Below are 15,755 nucleotides of genomic sequence, written 5' to 3'. Positions count from 1 at the left end.
CGGCCTTGGCGCTCCACTTCGGATATTCATATGGGTCGACGGTCAACCGCCGTACAGCAGGCCGGTGTTCGGCTTACGCGCGGCACTCGGGACCCCTACGATTCACCTGCCCCACGGCCGCGGACGGCCGCGGGGCGAGCTTGCGTGCCAGGAGGCGGCGAACCCGAACAGACCCGGCAGAAGCGGACCGAGGGGGGAAGTGGCGGTGGCGACATCCGAACGCGCCCGTGCCTGGATGCTGCCGGTGTCGGTTCCCGGCATCGTGATCGGCGGAGTCGGGCTGCTGGGTCTCGGCCTGCTGGCCGGGCTGGCGGTGGATCCCTCCGCACTGGTCGGCACCAGCGGTTATCTCTTCGGCGCGGGCCTCCTGCTCGCCGTCGGCCTGTACGGCAGCACGTACTCGATCGACCTCGAAGCCGTGCGCTCCGACGTGCTCGGCGTGGTGGCGGCCGTGACGCTCGGCGTCGTCCTCAAAGCGGCCCTGATCGCGGGTGTGATGGTGCTGTCGTTCGGGCGGCCCGCATACCTGGTGCTCGGTATCGCGGTCGCCCAGATCGACCCGCTGTCCGTCGCCGCCCTCTCCAGAAGTGGACGCATGTCGCCGCGCGCCCGCTCACTGCTGACGGCGTGGGCGTCGTTCGACGACCCGATGACGGTACTGCTGACGCTGTACGTCGCGAGCTACGCCTATACGAAGGCGGGGTACGAGGGCACACCGGCGGTCGCGGGCGGCGGCGCGCGCGGTTACGCGACCGGGCTCGCCCTGAACGCCGCACTGCTGGCAGGGGTGTTGCTCCTGTGGTGGGCCGGCCGGAGGGTGGCGGCCAAGGTGCCCGCCTCGCCGCGCGCCCGGCGTGCCGGGGCGGCTTCGGCGGGGCTGCTGGTCGTGGCGATGCTGGTGCTCGCCGCGGGGAGCATGCTGATGCTCGCGGTGGCGGTGGCCGGACTCGTGGTGCGTACGGCGGCGTTCGGCAAGGCGCTCGACCGCGCGGTCGGCGGCGCCTTCCTGGCCGCGTTCCTCGCCCTCGGACTGTTCCTCGCCCAAGGCGTGTCGCTGCTGACGGGGTTCGTGCTGGGCGTGGCCGCGTTCGGCGCGCAGGCGGTGGTCGCGCTGGGCGTCATGCCCCTGTTCGTACGGGGTCTTGAGCGGCGGGACTGGATCGCGCTCGGGCTCAGTCAGCAGAACGGCATCACGGCCGTCCTCATCGCGCTCACCGTTGAGCGTGACTTCCCGGGCACGGTCGCCACCGTCGGCCCCGCCGTGGTCACCGTCAACCTGCTGTACGGCACGTCACACGTACTGCTGGCACATCCGCCGAGCCTGCGGCGAAGGCGCGGCCACCGGGAACTCGACGCGGACGACGAGCGTCCCTCCCCATGCGAAAAGCCGCCGGAGCGGGAGCCGTTGGCGAACGGCCGGTCCCCGGCGTAACCGCGGTCCGTACCGGCAGGGGAGCCAGACGAGGGAACCGGCGCACGGCAGTCGCCGGACGGGGAGAGTCCGCATGGGGCAGGGGATGGGGCACGACTTACGGGCGACGCGCACGGCGGTCACCGCCGGGGCACTCGTGCTGTTCGGGGTACTCGTGTGGTGGGGCGTCGCCCCCACCCCGGCGTTCGCGGCGCCCGGGGGATCAGGGGAGCGCGACGCCCAACTCGTGTACTGCCTCGACACCGCGCACCGCGGCGACCTCGTCACGGCCGCCGTACGCCTCGGTCTGCTGAAGGCCGGCGCGACGGCCCAGGAGACGGTCATCCCCACCGCGGCCGGTGCCCGCATGACGCTGGAGAAGTGGGCCGAGCAGAGCCAGGACGACTTCGGACGGGCGTGCTCCGCGCTGATGGCGGCCGAATCCGACTCCCCGGGCGCGGCGGCCGGCGGCACCACGGAGGACGGCTGGTTCGTGACGTTCCTGAAGTCGCTGCCCCTGCTGGGGGCCGGCGCCCTGCTCACCCTCGGAGGACAGTTCTCGGAGCGCGTATCGGCGGAACGGCGCCGGCTCACCCAGCAGTTGGACTCCGGCGCGGCGGCGTTCAGGGCAGCGGCAAGGGAGTACCTGGCGGACTACGAGCGCCGGCCCGACGCCGACCACACGGCGGTGCTCGCCGCGCGTGACGCGCTGATCGGCCCCCTTCTCCAGGTGTCCGGACCCGGCGCACGACGCGACACCGCCCGGCGACTGGCCGGTGAGCTGCCGCTGGCCCGTCCGCTCCCGAGTGCCCGCGACGGCGCGTTCCTCGGCCTGGGCGCCCGCGCCCAGGAAGCACAGGGTGTACGGCAGTCCGTGGAGCGGCAGCTGCGCACCGTGTCGGACCTCAACGGCCGTGCGCTGTACTGGAGATGGCGTACTTTGCGGGCACGCCCCGCCCCCGCGACCCCGGGAGCGCCCGCATGAACGCGCCGATCCAGGACAACCCGTACGGGGTGTACGTACCGGGCAGCAGACAGAGCCTGCCGGGCTTCGCCGTCCCGCCGAGGGACGACCACCCGCTGGTGCCGTGGGAGGACGAGAGCCACGCCGGCCAGTGGGTGGACGTCGACCACGCGCGGGAGCAGCTGGACCTCTTCGAGCAGTGCCTGCTCAGACTCGCGGACCTGGTCACGCCCGGCGTGGACCAAGGGCGCCTGGTGGTGGTGACCGGGCCGGTCGGCATGGGCAAGACCACCCTCATCCACCAGTGCATCTACCGGGCCGGACAGTACATCGCGCAGCTGAACGAGCTGGTCCGCACCGCGCCGCCCGGCACCCGCCGTCCGCCGCGGCACATCGTCGCGATGACCGCCGGGTACGGCAACGACGGCCGCGCCATCAGCATCGACGAGAACGGCGACTTCGCGTCGACCCCGACCATCAACGCCACCATCCGCGACAAGGTCGTCACCACACTGCGCACGCAATTCGAGGGCGCCGGACTCGATCCGGCGCTGTCCCAGGAATCCCCGCTGAAGGCGTTCAGCGCGATCAGCGCCCTGCTGGCCCAGCAGGACGCACTGCTGTTCGCCGTGGTTCCCCACATCGACTGGAAGGACGTGGGTGTGCGGACCAGATTCCTCAAGACCTGCTTGAGTCATGCACAGAGCCGGATCGTACTTCTCGTCGAAGTCAGCCATGGAACGACCGAGACGGCGAACGAGGTGGTCGCGGAGCTGCTGCCCAGCGCCGCGGTCACCCACCTCGCACTCGGCAGCCTCAGGCCGGAGGACACCTTGAAATTCAGCCAGAGCGCCCGCTCGGGCCATCCCGACCCGGACAGCGCGCCCCCTCGGACCGCGCAGAGCCTCAGGGACGAGCTGCTCCGGGCCCACGAGCAGTGGCAGCCCGCCGACGTACGGGAGTTGCGGCGCGTCTTCCACGCGGTGGCCGAAGGGCAACGACACGCGGGCAGACCCGTGCGGATCACCGCCGACGAGCTCACCCGGCACACGTCGGGACGGTCCGGTCCGGACCTGGCGACCCTGCGGCGCACCACACCCGGCGGCCCCAACGCGCTGCCCCATCCGCCCGGCCCGTCCACGGGCTCCTGACCCGGCCCCGCACCCCCGCACCCGCCCGCCCCTCGCATCGACGTCATCGGAAACACGAGGAGTGCCATCGTGGCCTCAGTCAGTGGAGACATCTGGCACGACAACCCCTTCCCGCTGATCCCAGTCGTGCGCCTCGGCCCCTCGGCCGACCTCGGGGCCGCGCCGGTCGAAGCGGCGGACTCCGGAAACGCGACCGTCGGCACGCCGACCCTCAAGGAGCTCTCCCAACTCGTCGACGACTACCTCGCCGAACGTCCCGCCGGTGGCCGGCGCGGGAGGACGATCGCCCTGGTCGGCGACTTCGGGCTGGGCAAGAGCCACGCCCTGCGCGAGGTGTACGCGGCGCTCGGCGCGCGCCCGGACAACCCCGCGATGTGGATCGTGGACGAACCGGCCCAGGACATGGGCCGGATGTACCGGGACCGGCTGCGCGGCCCCGGCGACACCTCCCGCGGACGCCGCGCCTTCGAGGAACTGGTCCGGGACTATTACGCGTACGTGACCGCCAACCGCGTCGGCGAACAGGGCAGCGATCCGCGCCTGGGCACACTCGACGAGATCGCCGCAGGACTGCGGGACCGCAGCCTCGACCCGGACAAAGTGGTGTCGGCGCTGCGCTACGACCCGGAGGTGATCCACGCGGACCTGCGCGGCACACTGGGCGAGGTCACCGAGCACCGCCGCTTCGCCACCGCGCTGGCGCTGCTCCAGGAGCCGCCGTTCACCAGGATGGTGTGGAAGTGGCTGAACGGCGAGGAGCCCGCCGAGCCACTGCGCGAGCGCGGCATCACCGAGGCCATCGGCCCGTCGGGCGGAGCCGGCGGACAGCAGTACGCCGCGGCCGGCATAGACCGCGTCTTCGACGCGCTGGCGGTCCAGGGATTCCTGCACGGCCGGGTGGGCAGCCCCTATGTGCTGCTGATGGACTCCCTGGAGAAGGTTCTCGACTGGCCCGAGGAGAACCGGCGCACCTTCGTCGACGCCTTCGAACGCCTCGTCAACATCTATGCGAGCCGCGGCGGTCTCCTGGTGTTCTGCGTCTCGCCGGACGGACTCCAGGCGCTGCGGGCGAGCGTGCACGAACGAGTGGTCCAGCTGTGGCCGACCGGCTTCAGCGAGCGCCTCACCGGGGAACTGGTCGCGGCCTACGTCGAGGCGGGCCCCGACCGGAGTATCCCGCGGCCGCGCCGGTCCTCCGGCCCGTTCGGCCCGGACGCGCTGCGGCTGCTGTACGAGCTGACCGAGGGCGTACCCCGCGAGGTGCTCAGGACCTGCCGCCAGGCCTGGCAGCTCAGCGAGGACCGCCACGGCGCCGTACGGGAGGTGACCGCCGCGGCCGTACTGGAGGCGGTGAGCTTCCTGCACGAGAAGGTCTCGAAGCGGGAGGTCACGGCCGACGTGCACAAGGCCCTCGACCTGGGGCAGTGGCGCATCGCCTCCAGCGACCCGGTCCCGGCCCGGGTGTCCTCCCCGCCGGACACCGACGAGGAGGTGCTGTACTGGCTCGCCCCCGCCCCCAACACCTATCTCGCGGTGATCCTCACCCGCTCCGTCCTCCTCGCGGGCGACGCGGAACGGATCGCCGCCCATGTGCACGGACTGCGCAACGCGGTGCATCCGGCACGGTTCGAGGCGCTGCTCGTGGTCAACGGCCATGTGTCGCAGCCCATGCAGGACCGCCTGGCGCGCTCGATCGGCTCCCGGCCGCTGGTGTACCGGCAGGGGCCGTTCGCGCAGAGCGTCGACGAGGCGCTGCGGCAGCTCGGCAGGCGGCTGGAGGAGGTACGGCGCGAGGAGGACCTCGTCCAGCTGGGCGAGCGGATGCGCCGCGACCTGGAGCGGCAGACCGCCCAGCTCACCGAACTGCGCCAGGCGATGGCCACATTGACGCTGGAAGCGCGCCCGGGTGCGGCGTTGCCGCGCACCGAGCCGTCCACGCCGCAGCTCACCGGGCCGGTGCCCGAGTCCCCGTCCGAGCCGGAGCAGGCCGCCGCCGATCTGCCGGGACCGGTGCGACGCCGGTTCCGGGAGGCGCTCGCGGTCCTCGACACGGTCACCCGGCGGGTGGCCGGGCGGACCATGACGCGACGCAGCGCCGCGACGCCCGCGGAGCTCGGCGCCCTGGGCTGCGCCACGCTGGTACGGGCGCTGACGGAGGATTTCCGGGGATCCGTCGCGGCCTGGCACCGCACCGCGCTGCGGGGTGTGCCGACCGACGACCAGCTGAGCGAACTGCGCCGGATCTGCCGGGAGTACGAGACCGCGGTCGAGGTGCTGCCGGTGCATCTGCTGGGCAGCGCCGGCCAGGCGCACCCGTTGACGGCGGCCCGCACGGTGGAGGTGCTCGCCGAGGAGGTGTGGGGCACGCTCAGCGCGGCGACTGTGCCGTGATCTCGCCCAGCGCGTGCGCGAGCCCGTGCAACCGGGCCTCGGCGCGGGCGACCTGCGTCTGGTCGAGGGTGACACCGACGACGAACTCGCGCGGCGAGAGCCAGGCGACGTAGACCGCGCCTTCCTGTACATCGAGGACGAGTCGGTCGATGGGCGCCAGACCGGCCGGGGCCGGGGCCACGAGATGCAGCGCGTCGGTGAGGCGGACCACGTGGCCGCGCAGGCCCCGCGAGAGGTCCCGGTAGGAGGTGCGCCGACTGCGCACGCTCACATCCATGAAGCGCGGACCGAGTTCGGGCGCGTCGAAGACGTCGCCGACGCACACCAGCGTCCAGTCGCGGTAGTAGCCCGCGTACTGGAGGTCGGTGGTGTTCACATGGTGGTGCCACAGGGAGCGCAGCCGCTGCTCGTAGGCCGGGACGGGCGCGGCGGCCGTGCCGAAGTCGACGCGCAGTGCCGCGTTCTCGGTGTCCGCGGAGACGAGCCGGGGCTTCGCGTCCGGGTCACCCCCGGGCAACTCGTCGGGCAGCCTGTGCACTTCGGTACGGATCCGGGTGACCAGGCAGTTCATGGCGTCGTCCATGGCGGGGACGCGGTCGGGGCCGTCGGCGAGCGCCGCCAGGTACTCGCCGGGCTTGACCCGGCCGCCCCACAGGCCGCCGCGCCCGTTGGCGACGACGGTGCGCATCAGCTCTCCGGTGCCCAGCGGACGCAGCACCGCGCCGAGGTCCTGGGCGCACAGCAGCAGCCGGCTGCCGGGCAGCGACTCGTCGTGCAGGTCGTCGTCGGCCTCGGTGACCAGACTGCTGAGGGGGGCCCGCTCGGCGCGGCAGACCACGAAGTCGAGGATGCCGTTGCTGTAGTGGGACAACGACCGGATCTCGGGGGCCGCGACGGCCGCCTCCTCGCACAACTCCGTGATCCAGCCGTGGCGTTCGGCCGACCAGTGATACTCCCTCAGGGTCTCCGTACGGTGCGGTGCCGGGGCTGCCACGTGCGCTCGCCTTTCGCTGGGGACTGCGGGGACGCCCGTGCGGGCCGGCGTCCCGTGCCGGTGCCTTCCTCGTGTCCGTGTGTCCGTCTTCTTCTTACAGCCCGGGCAGCTCCAGGTCGATGTCGAAGCCCGACGGAGGCACCGGGCGGGATGTGTCGGATCCGGTCAGCCGTGCGTGGTGGGCCCGCACCCGCCGTCCGTCGGGGCGGTGAGCGACGCCGAGGTCGCGCAGCCGGTTCAGGGCGCTGCGGGCGAGCTGGGCGGCCTCGTCGGTGCGGTCGGCCGCGGCCAGGGTGGCGGCGAGGGAGTTCTCCGCGACGGCCACCCACGGGTGGGACTGGCCGACCTTGTGGGACAGCAGGTGCACGGCGGCGCGGCCCTCGTCCTCCGCGCGCTGCACCTCGCCCATCGACCGCAGATACACCGCGTGCCGGACCTGGCTGAGCCCCGTGTAGGGGTGCCCCACACCGAACCGGGCCGCCAGCGCGTCCCCGCACTGGCGCGCCTGCTGTTCGGCCTCCTCCACCTTGCCGAGGGCGTGCAGATCCGCGGCGTAACTGAACTGGCAGCGCAGCGTGTCGAAGCGGTCGGCGCCGAAGCGGCTGACGTACAGCTTCAAGGCCCGCAGGTCGCGTTCGTGGGCCATCTCGAAGCCGTAGCGGGGATCCTTGACGGCGGGGAAGCCGTCGGCGAGGCGGCGCTCGCTGACGGCCAGGCCGACCTCCGTCTTCAGGCGCCCCCCGTCCCAGGTGTCGCCGTACCGGCGCAGCCGCTGGCGCAGCAGGTCCCGTGCCTCGCCGTCGCGCCCGCTCATCCGGTACAGGTACGCGAGCAGATCGGCCGCGCGCCAGGCGATCGGGTCCTCCTTGCCGCCGACGGCCTGCCGGTAGCGGAAGCGTGCCTGGAGACGGCCCAGGGCGACGGAGACACGTCCCGTGAGCGCCTCGGTGAGGGCGAGGTTGTGCTCGACCTGGACCGTGGCGGGATGCTTCGAGCCGAGCAGCAGCGTGAGCCCCTCCAGGGCGGGCCTGATCTGGATCAGGGCGTCCTCGAAGCGGCCGAGGGCCCGCAGGGTCGCGGCATGCGAGTCGGCCGACAGCAGGGTGCGCGGGTGGGTCAGGCCGAGCAGCCTGCGGTGACCGCGCAGCGCCTCCTGGGACAGCTCGCGGGAGCACTCGTAGTCGCCGCCCAGGCGGTGGGCGCGGGCGGTGAGGTTGAGCAGCCGCAGATACTCGGGCGTCTGCTCGTCGCCGTCGGCCCGCCATGCCTCGCGGGCCCGCCCCGAGATGTCGAGGAGGCGGGCGAGGTCGGCGCTCTCGCCGCGCTGGCTGAGCGCGTTGAGATGGCGCAGCATCGAGCGGCGCACCCGGGGCCGGGAGTCCTCCCACAGCCGCAGCGAGTACACCTCGCGCGCCCAGTCGGCGGGCAGGTCCTGGTCCTCCTGCGGTACGTACTCGGCGAGCACACTGCGCAGCACCGACTCGACGTGCTCCCGCTTGGCGGGGTCCATGCCGTCGCGGATCAGGTCGCGCAGCGCGTGATGCTGTACGAGGGGCTGCTCCTTGCGGTCGAAGTCGACGTCGAGCAGCCCCACTTGGGCCAGAGCCCACAGGGCGACGCTCACCATGTGCTCGTCGGGCAGCTGTACGTCGTCGGGGTGCCGGTGGCGAAGGGTGCCCTCGACGGCCTCGGGTTCGGCCGAGTCGTCGCGGGCCAGCTCGGACAGGATGCGGCGCGAGCGCAGCAGCTCCAGGCCGGTGCCGCGCCCGGTGAGCAGGGAGGCGGCGCCCAGCAGCCAGCCCAGGGCGTCGTGCGCGGGGCTCTCGGCGCGCCAGGCGGCGGCGCCCGGGGTGGCCCCCGCGACGTTCTGGGCCACCCGCACCATGACGGCGACGGGCGGTACGGAGCCGGTCTCACCGAGGAGTTCCGTCTTGCAGGTGCGGTACTCGGCGAGGAGGTCCGCGACAGCCGCGCGGGCCGCGGCGTCCGGCCCCATGTGATCGTCGCGCCGGTGGGCGTCGGCCCGCTCGGCGAGGCAGTGGGCGGCCAGATGCAGGGCGAGCGGGACGGAGTCCACCACGCTGCCCACCTGTTGGGCCTGGTCCTCGGTGATCTCCGGGAGCCGCTCGCACAGCAGGGCGCGGCACTCGGCGGGCCTCATGGGTCCGATGGCGGTGGCCGTCATATGCGGTGGGCGGGCGTCCGGCTGCCGCTCCGGCGGCGCGACGCGGCTGGTGATCAGTACATGGCCGCGCTCGTGCGGAACGGGCAGCAGACCGTGCAGCTCGGCGGGGTCGACCACACCGTCGTAGACGATCAGCCAGTTCCCCGAGTCGGAGTCGGGGCGTGACAGGCGGGTCAGCAGCCGGGAGACGCCGCCGTCGGGTGCGACGATGCCGAGCTGGTCCTCCGCGGTGCCGAGGCGGCCGGCGAGCCGGGCCAGACCGCGCTGCACTCGCAGCGTCTCCCAGGCGCGCACCCACCACACCACGTCGTACCGGGCGCCGTAGCGGTGGCACAGCTCCCGGGCGGTCTCGCTCTTGCCCCAGCCGCTGGGGCCGTGCAGCACCAGGCAGCCGCCTTCGCGGCCGGCCGCCCGCAGTTGCTCGTCGAGCGTCGCCAGCAGGGCGTCGCGGTCGATGAAATCGCCGTTGCGCGGGGCGACGTTGGTGGTCTCGGGCAGCCGCGGGAAGCGTGCGCCCCGCGTGCCCTCGCGGGGCCCCGCCGGGTCGAGGCCGAGGGTGGTGCAGAGCAGCCGCAGCGCCTCGTCCTCGGTGGTGTCGCGCAGGTCGATCCGCTCGTGGTGGGCCGCCGCCGTGTGCGGGAACGGCTCGTCGACCAGGACGATCCGCACATCGGTGTGGGAGAGGGCGCCGATCTGTTCGAGCAGGGTGTCGTCCGCGTCACCCGGCGAGAGGAAGAGCAGGGCCGCACCGGCCGAAGGGCGCTCACCGGCGTAGGTGTCGTCCCTGCGCAGTACGGTCCGCACGCCCCGTTCGCCGAGCCGGTCCTGCAGCCAGGCCGCCCAGAGGGCGTGCCGTGCGGAGTGGACGACGGTGACGTGGGTGAACCGGGCCGGGCGGCGCACCCGAAGCCAGTCGGCGAGCCGCTCGTAGTAGGGACGCAGACCGGTGACGGTGCCGACGCCCTCGGTCTCGACGGCGAGGCTGCGGCTGTCCAGGTAAAGCGGGTTGTACGGGATCTCCAGGAAGGGGAACTCGCGCTCCTCGCGGGCCTGGGCGAGCGGCCCGAACTTGCGGCGCACCCGTTCGCGCGCGTCCCGCAGCCGGTCGTGGACCCCGACATCGCTCTTGAGCCCGAGGGTGAGCACCCGGACGGGCCGGTCGCTCTGCGCGCCGGACAGGTCCTCGGCGAGGGCGGCGGCACCGTCGATGGACCAGGCGGTCAATGCGAAGCAGATGACGACCGCGTCGGCGAACCCCACGAGCCGGGTGGGTTCCACGGCGCCGGGAGCGTCCGGCACCGGAGCCTCGACGAGGACGTGGTCGTAGCGGGCCGCGACGGGGTCGCCGGCGAGCGCGGTCAGCGCCGCCGGGGTGGTGAGTGTCGCGGTGGAAACCAGCCCAGGCACCGGGTCGGGCACCGGCAGGCCGTCCGCCGGATCGCCGGAGCGGCCGTCCACGAGCAGCACACTGCGGTTGCCCTCGGCGAGGATGTCCGCCGCGTTGCGCAGCGTGGTGCTCAGCCCGAGGTTCTCCGACGTGGTGAAGAAGATGGTGAACGAACCTGCGCGGTCAAGGGGGTTGGCGTCTGGCATGACCTCTCCGCTCGGCGCGGCACAGCAACGGAAGGTGGACATAACGGACATGCGAGGGTGTCAGTATAGGGCTCGCCGCCCCACCCCCGGCTGTGCACGCCCGGTGTACGTCAGATCCGCGGGTCGCCCGCACCCCGCCCACTTCGCTCACGCGCTCTCGGTGTGCCCGGTGACGAACGGGTCGCCCGCCGCGCAGCTGTCGTGCACCCGGCGCAGCAGCGCGCCGAGCACGGAGTCCGGCAGGGCGGCGACGTCTTCGAGTGCCAGTCCGGCGATGTCCAGGACGACGGACTGGGCGTCGGGCACCGGACCCCGGCCCTCGCCCGTACCCGGCTCGGCGGGGGTGGCTCCCTCGGCAACTGCCATGGTGTCCACTCCAGGATGTTCGTGGACCGCTGTGCGGCTGCGGCCCGCCCGCGTGGACGCGGAGCGGGTGACCGATGTCCACTTCAGCGTAACGCCACCCCCTGCCCGCGCGGCAGCGGTCGTGCGCCCCGTGCTTCGTCAACTGCCCGCAATACGGAACCCGTTGGCTCATTCGTGATGTTGACGCTCGCCGCACCCCGAACGAATACTGGTCAAACAGAGTGCGCCAGGTCCTGAAGTACGACGGGGACATACGACGGGGACGGCGGCGCACATCTTCGGGGGGAAGCGGATGAGTCGACCGCCACTGCGCCATGCAGAGCCGCCCTGGCCGAGGGCTGCCGACGTGGTGGCACGGGAGACGGCCGGCTGGGTCCCGTACCCGATCCACTCCTTCGTCCTCAAGGTGCACAGCCGCTGCGACCTGGCCTGCGACTACTGCTACATGTACCGCTCGCACGACCAGAGCTGGCGCGCGCAGCCGCGGACCATGGCCCCCGCCACCGTCGAGCGCACGGCCGAGCGGATCGCCGAGCACCTGTCCGGGCACGGGCTGTACGAGGCGGGCGTCGTCCTGCACGGCGGTGAACCCCTGCTCGCCGGCGACGCCGCGCTCGCCCGCACGGCCTCGACCCTGCGCGCGGCCGTAGGCGACGGCGTACGGCTGCGTCTGTCCCTGCAGACCAACGGCGTACGCCTGACCGAGCAACGGCTCGACCTCTGCGGCGAACTGGGCATCCGGATCGGGGTGAGCACCGACGGCGGACGCGCCGCCCACGACCGGCACCGCCGGGGCGCCGACGGGCGCGGCAGCCATGCCCGGGTCGACGCGGCCCTGCGGCTGCTGGCGAGCGAGCCCTACCGGCCGCTGTTCGCCGCGCTGCTGTGCACGATCGACCTGCGCAACGACCCCGTACGCACCTATGAGGACCTGCTCTCCCACCGCCCGCCCACCGTCGACTTCCTTCTGCCGCTGGGCAATTGGCGCACGCCGCCGCCCGGCCTCGACCCCGGTGGGCGGCGCACCCCGTACGCGGACTGGCTGTGGGCCGTCTTCGAGCGCTGGTACGGGGCGGCCGTGCGCGAGACCGGCGTACGCCTCCTCGACGACCTGATGGCCCTTCTGCTGGGAGCCGAACCGCAGACGGAGGCCCTCGGACTGTCCCCGGTGCGCTACGCGGTGGTGGAGACCGACGGCTCGCTGGCCCAGGACGACAGTCTGCGCACCGCGTACGCCGGGGCCGCGCGCACCGGGCTCGACGTGGAGCGCCACTCCTTCGACGCGCTGCTGCGCCATCCCGGCGTCGCGGCCCGCCAGTGGGGCGCCGACGGACTGTGCGCCGAGTGCCGCGCCTGCCCGCTGCACCGGGTGTGCGGGGGCGGCCACTACGCGAACCGGTACCGCCACGACACGGGGTTCGCCAACCCGAGCGTGTACTGCGCCGACCTGGCGGCACTGATCGGACGCGTGCGCGGACGCCTGGCCGAGGATGTGACACGCCTGGCCATGTCGCCGTCCGCGCGGCCGGCGGCCTCGCTCTCGCCCTCGCTCTCGTCTTCGTCCTCGTTGTCGTCGGAGGTGGCATGACGCCGTTGCCGCACCGCATGCCGGGCGTGCTGTTCGACGAGGTCGCCGCCGGATGCGGCGGGGCCGGGGCCCTTCGGCTGCTCGCCCGCGCCGAGCACAGCCGACGCCTCGCCTGCGTGTACGCGGTGACGGCCGCCGCCCGTGACACCGGGGGCGCCGTGGCCCAAGAGGCCGAGCGGGCGTGGGAGCTGCTCGTCGCCGCCCGGAACGCGGCACCCGACGCCGCGGCCGCCGTCCTGACCCATCCGTCGGCCGGTCCCGCACTGTTCGGCCTGCTCGCGCGTCTGACCCAACGGCGCGAGGGCGCGCAGCCGCCGGTGCACTGGTTCACCACGCTCGCCGCCGCGGCGGCCGTCCGCGCCGGGCTGCCCATGCGTGTGCGCTGGCCGGCGGCGGGCCCCTGGGTGGCGCTGCCCTCGCTCGGCAGGGCCCACTTCCCCGGCGCCCGCCCCGGCGAGCGCGTCGAGGTGCGCGTCGGTGACGACGGCCGGGCCCGGATCGCCGTACCCGGATCGGCCCTCGTTCCCGGCCCGGTCACGGTGCCCAGGGATTCGTACCGGAGCAAGGGGCGCTGGCGGGGCGCCCACCTGCTGACCGTCCTGGACACCGACGCACCGCTGCTGCTCGACCCCCTGGACCCGTCGTGCTTCCCGCACGCGGAGGGGCGCCCCGGAGATCTCGGCGCCGACGAGGTGCGCCGCTGGGCGTCGGTCGCGCGGGACGCCTGCCGGCTGCTGCGCGCCGACCATCCGGAGACCTACGCGGAGCTGGCCGCCGGCCCGCGGCTCCTGGTGCCGCTGACCGGCACCGCCCGGGGCAGCGTCAGCGGAAGCAGTGCGGAGACCTTCGGCTGCGTCGCCATGTCGCTGCCCCCGACGGGGACCGTGTTCGCGGTGACGATGGCGCACGAGATGCAGCACAACAAGTTCGCGGCCCTGCTGCACCTCTTCGACCTGTTCGAGGCGGGCGGCCAGGAGCTGTACTACGCGCCCTGGCGCAGTGACCCGCGCCCGCTGCTGGGGCTCTTCCACGGGGCGTACGCGCATCTGGGGGTGGCACAGTTCTGGAACCGGCGCCGCGAGACGGAGCCGGACGCCGCCCTGCGGGCCGCCGCGCACCTCCGGTTCGCCCGCTGGCGCTCGGCCACCCGGGAGGCGACCCTCGTGCTCCTGGACTCCGGCCGGCTCACCCCGCTCGGGCAGCGGTTCGCCGGGCGGATGCTCGACACCCTCGACACCCTGTGCCGGCTGCCGGTGCCGGACCCGGCCCTGCGCCGGGCCGAGGCCGAGGCACGGGCGCACCGCGCGGCCTGGCACGACCGCAACGGGAGGGCGCGGGCACTGTCCGTGTGACGACGACCATGCACCCGCCGTAACGACGACCACGCACCCGTCCCGGACAGCAGCAGGCCCTGGACGGGATTGCTCCCGGCCAGGGCCTGATCACTGCTTCATATGGTGTCCGAGGGGGGACTTGAACCCCCACGCCCGATAAAGGGCACTAGCACCTCAAGCTAGCGCGTCTGCCATTCCGCCACCCGGACAAGGTGTCTGTCGCGCGGGGTTTCCCTCGCGGCGACAGAGGAAACATTACCAGGCTTTCCAGGGCCCCTGATCACGCCCTGTTCCCGCGTGAACGGCGTGTGACGGGCCGGGACCGGCCTTGGGCAGCGGCAGGGATCGGAGGGAGGATGAGGGGGACCACCAGCAGTGACAGTGGGAGGAAGCAGCGTGAGCGAGTCGAACACGGCCAGGGGCGTCTCTGGCGAGGACGAGGTCGTGGACCTCTGTCGCGAGCTGATCCGGATCGACACCAGCAACTACGGGGACCACTCCGGGCCGGGCGAGCGCAAGGCCGCGGAGTACGTGGCCGAGAAGCTCGCCGAGGTCGGGCTGGAGCCGCAGATCTTCGAGTCGCACACGGGGCGCGCCTCCACGGTGGCCCGCATCGAGGGCGAGGACCCCTCGCGGCCCGCGCTGCTCATCCACGGCCACACCGACGTCGTACCGGCCAACGCGGCGGACTGGACCCACCACCCGTTCTCCGGAGAGATCGCGGACGGAATGGTGTGGGGCCGCGGCGCGGTCGACATGAAGGACATGGACGCCATGACGCTGGCGGTCGTCCGGGACCGGCTGCGCAGCGGGCGCAAGCCGCCCCGCGACATCGTCCTCGCCTTCCTCGCGGACGAGGAGGCGGGCGGCACCTGGGGCGCGCGGCACCTGGTCGACAAGCACCCGGACCTCTTCGAGGGCGTCACGGAGGCGATCGGCGAGGTCGGCGGGTTCTCCTTCACGGTCAACGAGAAGCTGCGGCTGTATCTCGTGGAGACCGCCCAGAAGGGCATGCACTGGATGAAGCTGACCGTGGACGGCACCGCCGGGCACGGTTCGATGATCCACAAGGACAACGCGATCACCGAGCTGTCCGAGGCCGTGGGGCGGCTCGGCCGGCACAAGTTCCCGGTCCGGGTGACGAAGACGCTGCGGCACTTCCTCGACGAGCTCGGCGACGCGCTCGGCACCGAGCTCGACCCGGAGAACATGGACGCGACGCTCGCCAAGCTCGGCGGCATCGCCAAGCTCATCGGCGCCTCCCTGCAGAACACCGCCAACCCGACCCAGCTGGGTGCCGGGTACAAGGTCAACGTGATTCCGGGGCAGGCCACCGCGCATGTCGACGGCCGTTATCTGCCGGGGTACGAGGAGGAGTTCCTCGCCGACCTGGACCGGATTCTCGGCCCGCGCGTGAAGCGCGAGGACGTGCACGCGGACAAGGCGCTGGAGACCACCTTCGACGGGGCGCTGGTCGACGCCATGCAGACCGCGCTGTCCGCCGAGGACCCGATCGCGCGCGCCGTGCCGTACATGCTCTCGGCCGGCACCGACGCCAAGTCCTTCGCCGACCTCGGCATCCGCTGCTTCGGCTTCGCCCCGCTGAAGCTGCCGCCGGAGCTGGACTTCGCGGGCATGTTCCACGGTGTCGACGAGCGGGTGCCGGTGGATGCGCTGCAGTTCGGCGTGCGTGTGCTCGACCGTTTCATCGACGCGTCGTGACGTGTTGACCCCGGTATTCGCCCGCGCGTACGGAGATCACCCGGGAAGGGTGAATG

Annotated in this window: 10 protein-coding genes and 1 tRNA gene; 7 read left to right on the top strand and 4 right to left on the bottom strand. The window is 73.0% G+C overall.

What is annotated here, in order from left to right:
- Positions 1–205: 205 nt before the first annotated feature.
- From OG975_RS09880 to OG975_RS09865, 4 genes are all read left to right on the top strand, one after another.
- Positions 206–1,432, top strand: a complete 1,227-nt coding sequence (locus OG975_RS09880; protein WP_406328763.1) for a hypothetical protein — start codon at positions 206–208, stop codon at positions 1,430–1,432.
- 73 nt (positions 1,433–1,505) lie between these two features.
- Positions 1,506–2,396, top strand: a complete 891-nt coding sequence (locus OG975_RS09875) for a hypothetical protein (protein WP_406328762.1) — start codon at positions 1,506–1,508, stop codon at positions 2,394–2,396.
- The gene (locus OG975_RS09870; RefSeq protein WP_406328761.1) at positions 2,393–3,526 is read left to right on the top strand and encodes a hypothetical protein; all 1,134 of its coding nucleotides are present in this window, start codon (positions 2,393–2,395) and stop codon (positions 3,524–3,526) included. The genes OG975_RS09875 and OG975_RS09870 overlap by 4 nt, the downstream gene beginning before the upstream one ends.
- Before the next feature lie 69 nt (positions 3,527–3,595).
- Positions 3,596–5,917: a hypothetical protein gene (locus OG975_RS09865; RefSeq protein ID WP_406328760.1), complete on the top strand. Its 2,322-nt coding sequence runs from the start codon at positions 3,596–3,598 to the stop codon at positions 5,915–5,917.
- Here the strand turns inward: OG975_RS09865 and OG975_RS09860 are convergent.
- The 3 genes from OG975_RS09860 to fxsA all read right to left on the bottom strand — a co-directional run bounded on the left by OG975_RS09860 (position 5,895) and on the right by fxsA (position 11,055).
- Complete coding sequence (locus tag OG975_RS09860; protein WP_406328759.1) at positions 5,895–6,911, bottom strand: hypothetical protein; 1,017 nt, start codon at positions 6,909–6,911, stop codon at positions 5,895–5,897. The two genes, OG975_RS09865 and OG975_RS09860, sit on opposite strands and share 23 nt — an antisense overlap.
- A gap of 94 nt (positions 6,912–7,005) precedes the next feature.
- Positions 7,006–10,689, bottom strand: coding sequence for an FxSxx-COOH system tetratricopeptide repeat protein (fxsT, locus tag OG975_RS09855; protein WP_406328758.1), 3,684 nt, complete (start codon positions 10,687–10,689; stop codon positions 7,006–7,008).
- Between the two features lie 147 nt (positions 10,690–10,836).
- Positions 10,837–11,055, bottom strand: a complete 219-nt coding sequence (gene fxsA / locus OG975_RS09850) for an FxSxx-COOH cyclophane-containing RiPP peptide (RefSeq protein WP_381251053.1) — start codon at positions 11,053–11,055, stop codon at positions 10,837–10,839.
- Between the two features lie 292 nt (positions 11,056–11,347).
- On the opposite strand from fxsA, the gene OG975_RS09845 reads away from it, so the two are divergent.
- The gene (locus OG975_RS09845) at positions 11,348–12,643 is read left to right on the top strand and encodes an FxsB family cyclophane-forming radical SAM/SPASM peptide maturase (RefSeq protein WP_406328757.1); all 1,296 of its coding nucleotides are present in this window, start codon (positions 11,348–11,350) and stop codon (positions 12,641–12,643) included.
- Positions 12,640–13,995 carry an HEXXH motif domain-containing protein gene (locus tag OG975_RS09840; RefSeq protein WP_406328756.1) on the top strand — a complete coding sequence of 452 codons (1,356 nt, stop codon included), beginning with the start codon at positions 12,640–12,642 and terminating at the stop codon, positions 13,993–13,995. Before OG975_RS09845 ends, OG975_RS09840 begins: the two co-directional genes overlap by 4 nt.
- A 103-nt stretch (positions 13,996–14,098) precedes the next feature.
- Here OG975_RS09840 and OG975_RS09835 read toward each other — a convergent pair.
- Positions 14,099–14,186, bottom strand: a tRNA-Leu gene (locus tag OG975_RS09835).
- Positions 14,187–14,373: 187 nt separating this feature from the next.
- On the opposite strand from OG975_RS09835, the gene OG975_RS09830 reads away from it, so the two are divergent.
- Positions 14,374–15,699, top strand: a complete 1,326-nt coding sequence (locus OG975_RS09830; RefSeq protein WP_406328755.1) for a M20/M25/M40 family metallo-hydrolase — start codon at positions 14,374–14,376, stop codon at positions 15,697–15,699.
- Positions 15,700–15,755: the final 56 nt, after the last annotated feature.

Origin of the sequence: Streptomyces sp. NBC_00203 (assembly GCF_045206325.1) — a bacterium.
GTDB classification, from domain to species: Bacteria; Actinomycetota; Actinomycetes; order Streptomycetales; family Streptomycetaceae; genus Streptomyces; species Streptomyces lutosisoli.
This window is presented reverse-complemented; position numbering and strand designations above follow the sequence as displayed.

Bases quoted from the DNA above. Each gene is read 5' to 3' on its own strand.
- OG975_RS09845 (WP_406328757.1), top strand. From the start codon at position 11,348: ATGAGTCGACCGCCACTGCGCCATGCAGAGCCGCCCTGGCCGAGGGCT.
- OG975_RS09840 (WP_406328756.1), top strand. From the start codon at position 12,640: ATGACGCCGTTGCCGCACCGCATGCCGGGCGTGCTGTTCGACGAGGTC.
- OG975_RS09870 (WP_406328761.1), top strand. From the start codon at position 2,393: ATGAACGCGCCGATCCAGGACAACCCGTACGGGGTGTACGTACCGGGC.
- fxsA (WP_381251053.1), bottom strand. From the start codon at position 11,055: ATGGCAGTTGCCGAGGGAGCCACCCCCGCCGAGCCGGGTACGGGCGAG.
- OG975_RS09875 (WP_406328762.1), top strand. From the start codon at position 1,506: ATGGGGCAGGGGATGGGGCACGACTTACGGGCGACGCGCACGGCGGTC.
- fxsT (WP_406328758.1), bottom strand. From the start codon at position 10,689: ATGCCAGACGCCAACCCCCTTGACCGCGCAGGTTCGTTCACCATCTTC.